Source organism: Pseudomonas lactucae, assembly GCF_036688725.1.
GTDB lineage: Bacteria > Pseudomonadota > Gammaproteobacteria > Pseudomonadales > Pseudomonadaceae > Aquipseudomonas > Aquipseudomonas lactucae.
On sequence record NZ_JAQQPT010000040.1, the window covers coordinates 1 to 11,140 of the forward strand.

Sequence of the window (11,140 nt, forward strand, 5' to 3'; positions counted from 1 at the left end):
GAAGGGGTTTCTTTTTGGTTGGCATACATGCACCTCTTACTCATGTTATGCCCGAACACAAAATTTCTGACACCCCCGGCCCAAAACCAAACGCCACGTTTTGTCTGGCAGCGCGCAGCGTTTTTCAGGGGCGGCTTCGCCACCCAGCGCGGGGCAAGCCCGCTCACCACAGAGGCCTTCACAGACGCTAGAAGTTTGTCAGAACAGCACCTTCGCCACATCCGCGAACCGTTTGGCAAAGTGTACCGTCATGCCTTCCTTCAGATAGTCCGGCAACTCTTCAAAACTGCCGCGATTGGGCTCCGGCAGAATCAGCTCGTGAATCTTCTGGCGCCGCGCCGCAATCACCTTCTCGCGCACGCCGCCAATCGGCAGCACATGCCCGGTCAACGTCAGTTCGCCGGTCATGGCCACGCCTTTTTTCGGCGGCTGGTTGCGCGCCAGCGACAACAATGCACTGGCCATGGTCACCCCGGCGCTCGGGCCGTCCTTGGGTGTGGCGCCTTCCGGTACGTGCAGGTGCACGAAGGCTTCGTCGAAGAACTTCGGGTCACCGCCAAACGACTTCAGGTTGGAGCTGATGTAGCTGTAGGCGATTTCTGCGGACTCTTTCATCACCTCGCCCAACTGCCCGGTGAGCTTGAAGCCGCGGTTGAGCGTATGGATACGCGTGGCTTCGATCGGCAACGTCGCGCCGCCCATGCTGGTCCAAGCCAAACCTGTGATCACACCGGTACCGGACAGTACTTGCTCGTTGCGGAATACCGGCATGCCGAGGGAGCTTTCCAGGTCCTTGTTGCCGATCTTGATCACCGAGTCCGGCGCGTCCAGCAACTTGACCACCGCCTTGCGCACCAGTTTGCCCAGTTGTTTTTCCAACTGGCGCACCCCGGCTTCGCGGGCGTAACCGTCGATCAATGCACGCAGGGCGCCGTCGCTGATGGTCAGGCTGTTTTTCGCCACGCCGGCTTTTTCCAGCTGTTTTGGCCACAGGTGGCGTTTGGCGATGGCGACTTTTTCTTCGGTGATATAGCCCGACAGGCGAATCACTTCCATGCGGTCCAGCAACGGGCCGGGAATAGAGTCCAGGGTGTTGGCGGTGCACACGAACAGCACTTTGGACAGGTCCAGGCGCAGGTCCAGGTAGTGGTCGAGAAATTCGACGTTCTGCTCCGGGTCCAGGGTTTCCAGCAACGCCGACGCCGGGTCGCCCTGGAAGCTCTGGCCCATCTTGTCGATCTCGTCGAGCATGATCACCGGGTTCATCACTTCCACATCTTTAAGCGCTTGCACCAGCTTGCCCGGCAGGGCGCCGATGTAGGTGCGACGATGACCCTTGATCTCGGCCTCGTCGCGCATGCCGCCGACGCTGAAGCGATAGAACGGCCGGCCCAGGGACTCGGCGATGGATTTACCGACGCTGGTCTTGCCTACGCCCGGCGGGCCCACCAGCAGCACGATGGAACCGGCGACTTCACCTTTATAGGCGCCCACCGCAAGGAATTCGAGAATGCGGCTCTTGATGTCATCCAGGCCGGCATGGTGCTTGTCCAGCACCTTGCGTGCGTGTTTCAGATCAAGTTTGTCCTCGCCATACACGCCCCATGGCACCGAGGTGGCCCAGTCCAGGTAGTTGCGCGTCACCGCGTATTCCGGCGAGCCGGTTTCCAGGATCGACAGTTTGTTCAGTTCTTCATCGATGCGTTTTTTCGCCTGGGCCGGCAGTGTCTTGCCTTCCAGGCGCTGTTCGAACTGCTCCACGTCCGCACTGCGGTCGTCCTTGGTCAGGCCCAGCTCCTGCTGGATGACCTTGAGCTGTTCCTTGAGGAAGAACTCGCGCTGGTGTTCACCGATCTTGCGGTTCACCTCGGCGGACAGTTCTTTTTGCAGGCGCGCAACTTCGACCTCTTTGCGCAGCATCGGCAACACTTTTTCCATGCGCTTGAGCATGGGCACGCAGTCCAGCACTTCCTGCAATTCGTTGCCGGTGGCCGAGGTCAATGCGGCGGCGAAATCGGTCAGCGGCGACGGATCGTTAGGGCTGAAGCGGTTGAGGTAGTTCTTCAGCTCTTCGCTGTACAGCGGGTTGAGCGGCAGCAGCTCCTTGATCGCATTGATCAGCGCCATGCCGTAGGCCTTGACCTCATCGGTCGGCTCGCTGGGCTGGTGCGGGTATTCGACTTCCACCAGGTACGGTGGGCGGTGGTGCTTGAGCCAGGTCTTGATACGCACGCGTGTCAGGCCCTGGGCGACGAATTGCAGCTTGCCGTTCTCGCGGCTGGCGTGGTGCACCTTCACCAGAGTGCCGTACAACGGCAGGCTGGAGGTGTCGAAATGGCGCGGATCTTCCGGCGGCGTGTCCATGAAGAACAGCGCCAGGGAGTGATGTTCGGACTTGCTCACCAGCTCCAGGGTTTCGGCCCAGGGGTCTTCATTGACGATCACCGGCAACACTTGGGCCGGGAAAAACGGCCGGTTGTGGATCGGGATGATGTAGACCTTGTCCGGCAGGTTTTGCCCAGGCAGGGCCAGGCCGGTGTGGGACGAAGGGGTTTCAGCGTTTTCGGGGTCGGCGTAGTCGTTGAGGTCGTAATCGGGGAATTCTTGCTGGTCGCTCATGGGGCACCTGCATCAGGAAGTATGGTGCTTAGATGGGGCGGTGCAGTGGTGGTTTCAATGGGGGAGGGGAGATAGCAATAATTTGCATGAAATTACGCGGGCAGATGCGGTCAATGTGGGAGGGAACAAGCCCCCTCCCACATTTTGATTAGCGTTTAGTCAGCTGATTTTGTGGAGGTAGGCGGGCAAAGGCTGTTCCGGCAACACCGACAGCACCTTCAACCGCTGCAACATCCTTTGACTGGCCCGTTGCAAATGCTCACGCAAATTCAACGCCGCCGCATCAAACGCGCCATGCAGCAACAGCTCCAATATCAGGCGATGTTCGACCAACATCGCCGGATCAGCGCCGATCCCCAGCAAACGGTAGAAAATCCGGCTGATGATCATCGGGCTCTGGCCCTGGCGGATCAGCGCGGCGATCTTGCGGTTTTGCAGGCCGGCCAGGCAGCGTTGGTGCAGGTCGTTTTCAATCTGTTCGATGGCTTCCAGGCTGCACTGGGGGCTGGCCTGGGCGTCGAGCACGCGCTGCAGCATGCTGCCCCTGACCCACAATGCCGACAGTTTCGCCTACCGCCCCGAGCGCCTGCCCGAAGGCTTTTGCCACGGCAATGAGAGCTGGGGCTGGCTGCTCGACCCGGCCTGGCGCGCCCGCACGGCATTGCAAAGCGACGCCGCCATCGGTGCGCTGGATGCCGCGCTGGCGGTGCAGGGCGCGGGGCTGGCGCACTTCAAGGACATCGGCAATATGAGCATCGAAGAGATCGACGTGCTTGCCGATATCCTGGTGCGCAAACAGAAGGAGGGCCACTTCGCGGCGTTCTGGTCGGACGATGAAGAAGCCGCACAGTTGATGCTCAGCCCCAGCATCGATATCCAGAGCCTGTGGTCGCCGACCCTGATGCGCCTGCACCGCGCGGGCGTGAAGTACCGCCTGGCGGTGCCCCGCGAGGGCTATCGCGCCTGGTTCGGGGGCTTGTCACTGTCGCGTCACGCCCAAGGCCCGGTGCTGGATGCGGCCTACGCGTACCTCAATTGGTGGCTGTCCGGCTGGCCCGGCGCGGTGATGGCGCGCCAGGGCTACTACATCGGCAACCCGGCGCGCAGCCGCGACCACCTGAGCAGCGCCGAGTGGGACTACTGGTACGCCGGCCAGCCTGCGCGGGAAGAGTTACCGGGCAGCGACGGTTTACCGCTGATTGACCTCGGCGAGGTGCGCGACGGCGGGTCCTATGAACAGCGCATGGGGCATATTGCTGTGTGGAATTCGGTGATGGATGAACACAACTACCTGGTGCGGCGCTGGGGGGACTTTATGCGTGCGCGCGGCTGAGGTGCCGGTCGAAGGCTCATCGCCAATAAAACGTCAGTGAAGTCCCTTGTTTTATTGGGTGGACTTATGCGTTTCGCCAGCTAATCTGCTAATTCAAAATATCCAATAAAAATGGATGTTTTTTTGACGCCAGGTCAGCCGTTGCAAGGAATGCGCATGACAAAGGGACGTAGTGGCAGAAGAAGGCTAACGCTGCCCGAGGGCACTGCCATGATGTGGCGCCATACGTTCCAAACCCGAATAGCCGGGGTGCTGGCGCTGTTGCTGCTGGTGGTGGTGGCCGCCACTTACTTCGCGGTCAAGGCCGCCACCCTGCGTGCCGTGGAGAACCAGGCCCAGGTGCAGTTGAAAACCGGTCGCCAGGTGTTCGAACGCCTGCTCGACCTGCGTGGTCGGCGCCTGCAATACGGCCTCGACTGGCTGACCACGGACGGCCCGTTCAAGGCGGCCGTGGCCGAAGGCAACCCGGCGAAGATTCTGGACGCGCTGCGCCGGCACGGCACCGGTATTCGTTCCAGCGAAGTGTTTGTGCTGGGGCTCGACGGCGATGTGTTGGTCAGCACCTTGCCGATTTTCACCCGTGGCCAAACCTTCCCCTACCGCGAGGCACTGCGCCAGGCACGACGCAGTGGCCTGCAAATGCTGATCGTCGCCATGGACGGACGCCCCTACTTGCTGGTGCAGGGCCAGGTAGTCGGCCCGCAGCCCATCGCTCGGGTGGTCATGGGGTTTCCCATGGACACGCTGTTTGCCAATGAATTGCGCTCCATGAGCAATCTGGAGGTGTCGTTCCTCAGCGTGCAGGACGGTAGGCCCGGCCCGTTGTTCAGTACCCAGCCTGTCGCGCACCAGGCCACCACCCTCAGCCTGTTGCGCGATGCGCCGGTGAACGCCGAGGCATCGATCCGCTTGTTTTATGGCGAGCGCGTGCTCAGTCAAGTCGTGTCGCTGGCCAATACAGGTGGCGCCGATGAGGTGCGCGTGTTGCTGCAAAGTCCGCTGGAGCATGCGCTGGAGTCCTTCGCGCCGCTGGACCGGCAGTTCCTCGGGATTGCCCTGGCGGTGCTGCTGGTGTCGCTGGTCGGCGCGCTGTTGCTGGCGCGGCGGGTGTCGCGTCCGCTCAATGCGCTGGTGGACGCGGCGGGTCGCATCGGCTCCGGTGATTACCGCACGCCGGTACGGGTACGCGGTCACGATGAGTTCGGCCTGCTGGCGCGGGCGTTCAATGCCATGCAAAGCGGCATTGCCATGCGCGAGCGGCAACTGGAACATAACGCGCTGCATGACCCACTCACCGGCCTGCCCAACCGCACCCTGGCCATGGAACGCCTGGGCAGTGCGATCAGCGCGCGGCGGCCGGTGGTGTTGCTGTACCTGGGGATCGAGAATTATCGGGTGATCAACGAAGGCTTCGGCCCCGAGGGGGTGGAGGTCATGATGCGCGAAGCCAGCCGTTGTTTGTCCATGAGCCTGTTGGCCAGCGACACGGCGGCGCGCATCACCGGCAGCGAGTTTTTGCTGTTGCTGGAAAACACCGAGGTCGACCGCGCCGTGGCTCGCGCCGACCGTCTCTACGCCTTGCTCACCGAACCCCAGCGCATCGGTAATGACGAGCTGCGCCACGAAGTGAGTATCGGCATCGCCGCTTACCCCGCCGACGGCCAGCAGGTGGAAGAGTTGATCAGCCGCGCCGCCATTGCCCGTCACGATGCGGCGGCCTTTCCCGGCTACCTGCAGATCTACCAGCAGGACCGCGACCTGGCTCACCAGCGCCAGATCACCCTGATCCGTGACCTGCGCCGGGCCGCGGTGGAAGGCGACTTGTACCTGTGTTACCAGCCCAAACTCGACCTCAAGCACGGCCATGTAGTCCAGGCCGAAGCCTTGCTGCGCTGGCAGCACCCGACGCTGGGGTTGGTGTCGCCCGCTGAATTCATCCCCCTGGCCGAACGCACCGGCAGCATGGCCAGCCTGACCCACTGGGTGATCGAGGCCGCGATCCGCCAGATCGCCGAATGGACGCTGCGCGGTTTGCTGATCCAATTGTCGGTGAACATCTCGGTGGATGACCTGGCCGATGACGACCTGGCGATTCGCGTCACCCGCTTGCTGATGCAACACGACGTCGCGGCCACGCAGCTGCTTTTCGAAATCACTGAAAGCGCCATCATGCAAAACCCGCAACAGGCCCTGCGCGTGTTGAAGCAACTGCGCGGTTGTGGCATCAGCCTGTCGGTGGACGACTTCGGTACCGGTTACTCGTCGCTGGCGCAGTTGCAGCGCTTGCCGGTACAGGAACTGAAGATCGACCAGTCCTTCGTGCGCAACCTCGACAGCACCAGCGGCGACGGCGTGATCGTGCGCTCGACCATCGAGATGAGCCATAACCTGGGGCTTAAGGTGGTGGCTGAAGGCGTGGAGTTCGAGCCGAGTTTGAAGCTGCTCAAACAGTGGAATTGCGACACGGCGCAAGGCTATCTCATCAGTCGACCGCTGGATGCCACGGCGTTCGAGAGGTGGGTGCGGCGCGAGGGTACGCCCGTCTAGATCCCAACCGACGGGCTACAGAATTCTTCCGCAGGGTCGATAACCTCTACAGGGCTTGACCGATCGCATAGGTTTTTACCGACCGGCGGTTCACATACGCTCTTTATTCAGTGATGGCATTTTGCCTTGTTTGCGGCATGATGGCTGGCCCTTGCAGTACCCAGGCTGGCCACTTTTTTCCATCTGTTGCGGATGCCCCATGGCCCGAATGATTCATGTGTTCTCAGGTGTAGCGCTGGCGCTGATGGTGGCGTGCCCAGCCTCGGCCGCCACCCTTGAGGTGTTGATGCGCCAGGCCGACGGCAGCCCCGTGGCGGATGGCGTCGTGACCCTTCAGGGCCCGGCGGGTGCGTTCAGCGGTGTGCTCAAGGCCGATATGGACCAGCGTGGCCAACGCTTTGCGCCCCATGTGCTGGCGGTGCGCACCGGCACCCAGGTGCGCTTCCCGAACAGCGATAACATCCGCCATCAGGTTTATTCCTTCTCCGCCGCCAAGCGTTTCGAACTGCGCCTGTACGAAGGCACGCCCAGCGACCCGTTGCTGTTCGACAAGCCTGGCGTTGTGGTGCTTGGGTGCAATATCCATGACTGGATGCTCGGCTATATCTTCGTGACCGACGACGCGCATTTCGGCGTCAGCGACGCCCAAGGCCGCGTGCGCCTGGACCAACTGCCGCCCGGCGATTACCACGCCACGGTGTGGCACCCGCAACTCAAAGACATGCAGCCTCTGGACGGCGGCAACTTGCACGTCACTGCCGCCGGCCTGAGCCACAACGTGGTACTGAGCCTGGAGCCGGCCTCCGCCGATATCCCGCCGACGCCGAGTGCGTTTGGCGACGCGTTCAATCGAGCCTCCCGTGAAACTGCGCAGTAGCTTCCAGGCGCGGGTCGCCAGTGTCCTGATCCTGCTGTTGCTGGTGGTGATCGGTGCGCTGTATTTCAGTGTCAAGGCGGCCACCAACTCAGCGGTGCGCAGCCAGGCGCTGGCTCAGTTGGAGGTGGGGTCGCGGGTGTTCGAGCGCTTGCTGGACGTTCGCGGTCGCCGTCTGGCCGATGGCGTGCAACTGTTGGCCGCCGACTTCGGCTTTCGTGATGCGGTGGCCAGCGGCGACTCGGCGACGATGCGCTCGGTGCTGCTCAACCACGGCAAGCGCATCAACGCCAGCGATGTGATCCTGCTGGGCATGGACGGCAAAGTCCTCGCCAGTACGTTGAGCGAAGTGCCCGAGGGCTCGACCTTCCAATACGATCAGTCGCTGCGCGATGCCCGGCGCAACCACCAGGCCATGCTGATTGTGCCACTGCAAGGCCAACCGCACCTGTTGGTGGAAGCCCCGGTGCTGGCGCCGTTGCCGATTGCACGGGTGGTGATGGGCTTTAGCATGGACGGCGCATTTGCCGATGAGTTGCGCTTGTTGAGCAACCTGGAAGTGTCGTTCCTGGCGATTGCTCACGATCGGCCGGGCGAGTTGGTCAGCACCCAGCCGCAGGTTTTGCGCGACAGCATTCTGGCCCTGATGCAGGGCGATACGACACGCCATGGGGTGTCCACCACCGATCACCTGGCGCAGCGTTTCCTCAGCCAGTCCCTGGTGCTGGCCAGCGATCAGGACGGCAAGGTCCTGGCTTTGCTGCAAAGCCCGCTGGATGCGGCGATGCAGGCCTTTGTACCGTTGGACGAAAAGATCCTTGGCATCGCGCTGGTCGCCTTGCTCGCCTCGTTGATCGGCGCCTTGTTGCTGGCGCGCACCGTATCGCGCCCGGTGCAGACGTTGGCGCAGGCGGCCGAGCGCATTGGCCAGGGCGATTACCACACGCCGGTTGCCCTGGCGCGCAGTGACGAACTGGGGTTGCTGGCGAATGCGTTCAATGCGATGCAAAGCGGCATCGCCGAACGTGAGCAACAGTTGGCGCATAACGCGCTGCACGACAGCCTCACCGGCCTGCCGAACCGCGCGCTGGCCATGGAGCGCCTGGGCAGTGCTATTGCCTTGCAACGGCCGGTGGCGTTGGTCTACCTGGGTATCGATAACCTGCGCGCCGTCAGCGAAACCGCCGGGCCCGATGCGGTGGACCAATTGCTGCTGGCCGTCAGCCGCCGCCTGGAGGCGGTGTTGCGCCCCGGCGATACCTTGGCGCACCTGATCGCCGATGAATTCCTGCTGTTACTCGAAGGTGCGGGCAGTGACGAGGCGGTGGGCATGGCCGACAAGCTGCAACAACTGCTGCTGCGCCCCCAGCGCATCAACGGCCACGACCTGGCGCTGGATTGCCGCCTGGGCATCGCGGCCTACCCGGCCGACGGCGAAAGCCCGCACACCGTGCTCGAACGCGCGGCCATCGCCATGAACGACGCCGCGAAAATGCCCGGCCGCCTGCAGGTTTATGAGCAGGGCCGCGACCTGGTGCATCGCCGCCAGATCACCCTGATCCGCGACCTGCGCCACGCGCCCGGCCAAGGCCAATTGCTGCTGCATTACCAGCCCAAACTGGACATTCGCCAAGGCCATGTACGCCAGGCCGAGGCCTTGCTGCGCTGGCAGCACCCGCAGTTCGGCATGGTCTCGCCGGCGGAATTCATCCCCCTGGCCGAGCGCTCGGGCAGCATCCACTTGTTGACCCAATGGGTGATCGAGGAGGGCATCCGTCAACTGTGCGAGTGGAACCGTCGCGGCCTGTATTTACAGCTGTCACTGAATATCTCGGCGGACGATTTGCTCGGTGACGAACTGGCCCATCGGGTCTCGGCCTTGCTGCGTCGGTATGGCTTGCCGGCCGAACAGTTGCTGTTCGAAATCACCGAAAGTGCAGTGATGCGTGAACCGGAAAAAGCCCTCAAAGTCCTGCACCTGTTACGCGATTGCGGCATCAGCCTGTCGGTGGATGACTTCGGCACCGGCTACTCGTCGCTGGCTCACCTCAAGCGCCTGCCGGTGCAGGAGTTGAAGATCGACCAATCCTTTGTGCGCAACCTCGATGAAACCAGTGAAGACGCGGTGATCGTGCGCTCCACCATCGAGATGAGCCACAACCTGGGCCTCAAGGTCGTCGCCGAGGGCGTCGAGTATGCCCACAGCCTGCGCTTACTGGAGCGATGGCAGTGCGACACGGCCCAGGGGTACCTGATCAGCCGGCCCTTGAGCGCCGACGCTTTCGAAGCCTGGGTGGCGTTGCCCCTCAGTGCGCACACTTCCTTGGTTCATTGAGTAGCTGACGTGCGACTTTCTCTTCTGATTGGCTGCCTGGGGGCGCTGACCCTGCACACTGCGTGGGCCGATAACGGCCGGCTGATCGCCACGGGCGGTGCCAGCAGCATCGAGGGCTCGGCGGGCGGCGGTATCACGCCTTGGGCGGTGTTGACCGGCTACGGCGAGCAACATGAATGGGGCGCCACGGCGTTCGCCACCACGGTCAATCTGCCGGACTATCGGCTGGACGTGGCCGGCGTGGCGCTGGCTTACGACAACCGTGTCGAAGTGTCTTTCGCCCGCCAACGCTTCGACCTTGGCAGCCTGGTGCATAAGCTCAACTTGCCCGAAGGCAACCTGGGCCAGGATGTACTGGGTGTGAAGGTGCGGCTGTTCGGCGACGTGATTTACGACCGTTTGCCGCAGGTGTCCCTCGGCCTGGAATACAAACACCAGACCAACTTCGATATCCCCAGCCTGGTGGGGGCCAAGCGCGACAGTGACGTCGAAGGCTACCTCGCCGCAAGCCGTTTGTTCATGGGCGCTGCGTTTGGCTACAACGTGCTGGTCAACACCAGCCTGCGCTACAGCCGCGCCAACGAAACCGGACTTTTGGGTTTCGGCGGCGATCGTCGGGACAGCCGCAGCCTGCTCAAGGAAGGCTCGGTGGCGGTGCTGTTCAACCCGCGCTGGGCGCTGGGGGTCGAATACCGGGAAAAGCCCGACAACCTGTCGTTTGCCGGTGAAAGCGATTGGGCGGATGTGTTCGTCGGCTACTTTCCCAACAAGCACTTGTCGTTTGTATTGGCTTACGCGCGGCTTGGAGAAATTGCCACGTTGGACAACCAGAACGGCACCTACGTGTCGGTGCAGGGGAGCTTCTAATGCGCGTTCTACCCATCGCGCTGGCGGTGCTGCTCAGCGCCTGCGCCCAACAACCGCCCAAGGACGACAGCCTGTACCGCGATCTCGGCGCCATGCCCGGCATCACGCGGATTGTCGAAGGGATGCTGCTCAACATCGCCCGCGATGAGCGCATCGTCGAACGCTTTCGGCGCATCGATATCCAGCGTCTGCGCAACAAATTGATCGAACAGTTCTGCGTCGAAGCAGGTGGGCCATGTACCTACACCGGTGACAGCATGGCCGAGAGTCACAAGGGCCAGAACGTCAGCCGCAGTGACTTCAATGCGCTGGTGGAAGATCTGATCAAGGCGATGGACAGCGAAGGGATTCCGGTGCCGGTGCAGAATCGATTGATTGCCAGGCTGGCGGTGATGCGCGGTGAAGTGATCGAACACTAGTCACCTGAACACCAAGGTTCAAATGTGGGAGGGGGCAAGCCCTAATGCCAGTCAGTTAAGGCTTTGAATGGGTAAAAAGTGACCTGTGGCGAGGGAGCTTGCTCCCGTTGGACTGCGCAGCAGTCCCATTCTGTGTAAACAAAGAG

6 protein-coding genes and 2 pseudogenes are annotated in these 11,140 nt (G+C 62.3%); 6 read left to right on the forward strand and 2 right to left on the reverse strand.

Annotated elements, in window-relative coordinates; translation table 11 throughout:
• Positions 1 to 198: 198 nt before the first annotated feature.
• Both lon and V6M90_RS29865 read right to left on the reverse strand, forming a co-directional pair.
• Entirely contained in the window at positions 199 to 2,619 is a 2,421-nt protein-coding gene (gene lon / locus V6M90_RS29860; RefSeq protein ID WP_003172023.1) for an endopeptidase La, read from the reverse strand.
• Positions 2,620 to 2,778: 159 nt separating this feature from the next.
• Positions 2,779 to 3,159: pseudogene (locus V6M90_RS29865) on the reverse strand (GntR family transcriptional regulator); the annotation flags it as partial.
• On the opposite strand from V6M90_RS29865, the pseudogene V6M90_RS29870 reads away from it, so the two are divergent.
• The 6 genes and pseudogenes from V6M90_RS29870 to V6M90_RS29895 form a co-directional block, all read left to right on the forward strand.
• Positions 3,146 to 3,952: pseudogene (locus V6M90_RS29870) on the forward strand (ABC transporter substrate-binding protein); the annotation flags it as partial. The pseudogenes V6M90_RS29865 and V6M90_RS29870 overlap by 14 nt on opposite strands.
• A gap of 210 nt (positions 3,953 to 4,162) precedes the next feature.
• Positions 4,163 to 6,499, forward strand: a complete 2,337-nt coding sequence (locus tag V6M90_RS29875; RefSeq protein ID WP_332847656.1) for a putative bifunctional diguanylate cyclase/phosphodiesterase — start codon at positions 4,163 to 4,165, stop codon at positions 6,497 to 6,499.
• A 208-nt stretch (positions 6,500 to 6,707) separates the two neighbouring features.
• A complete protein-coding gene (locus V6M90_RS29880) occupies positions 6,708 to 7,376 on the forward strand; it encodes a methylamine utilization protein (protein ID WP_408637349.1) in 669 nt (222 codons plus the stop codon).
• On the forward strand, positions 7,360 to 9,708 hold the full coding sequence (locus tag V6M90_RS29885; RefSeq protein ID WP_332847657.1) for a bifunctional diguanylate cyclase/phosphodiesterase: 2,349 nt from the start codon (positions 7,360 to 7,362) through the stop codon (positions 9,706 to 9,708). The genes V6M90_RS29880 and V6M90_RS29885 overlap by 17 nt, the downstream gene beginning before the upstream one ends.
• Positions 9,709 to 9,717: 9 nt before the next feature.
• The gene (locus tag V6M90_RS29890) at positions 9,718 to 10,575 is read left to right on the forward strand and encodes a DUF3034 family protein (RefSeq protein ID WP_332847658.1); all 858 of its coding nucleotides are present in this window, start codon (positions 9,718 to 9,720) and stop codon (positions 10,573 to 10,575) included.
• On the forward strand, positions 10,575 to 10,994 hold the full coding sequence (locus tag V6M90_RS29895) for a group I truncated hemoglobin (RefSeq protein WP_017526294.1): 420 nt from the start codon (positions 10,575 to 10,577) through the stop codon (positions 10,992 to 10,994). The genes V6M90_RS29890 and V6M90_RS29895 overlap by 1 nt, the downstream gene beginning before the upstream one ends.
• The last annotated feature ends 146 nt before the right edge of the window (positions 10,995 to 11,140 follow it).

What these genes read in the sequence shown, in the direction of transcription:
- lon (WP_003172023.1), bottom strand. Translation starts at nt 2,619, where the DNA reads ATGAGCGACCAGCAAGAATTCCCCGATTACGACCTCAACGACTACGCC.
- V6M90_RS29875 (WP_332847656.1), top strand. Translation starts at nt 4,163, where the DNA reads ATGATGTGGCGCCATACGTTCCAAACCCGAATAGCCGGGGTGCTGGCG.
- V6M90_RS29880 (WP_408637349.1), top strand. Translation starts at nt 6,708, where the DNA reads ATGATTCATGTGTTCTCAGGTGTAGCGCTGGCGCTGATGGTGGCGTGC.
- V6M90_RS29895 (WP_017526294.1), top strand. Translation starts at nt 10,575, where the DNA reads ATGCGCGTTCTACCCATCGCGCTGGCGGTGCTGCTCAGCGCCTGCGCC.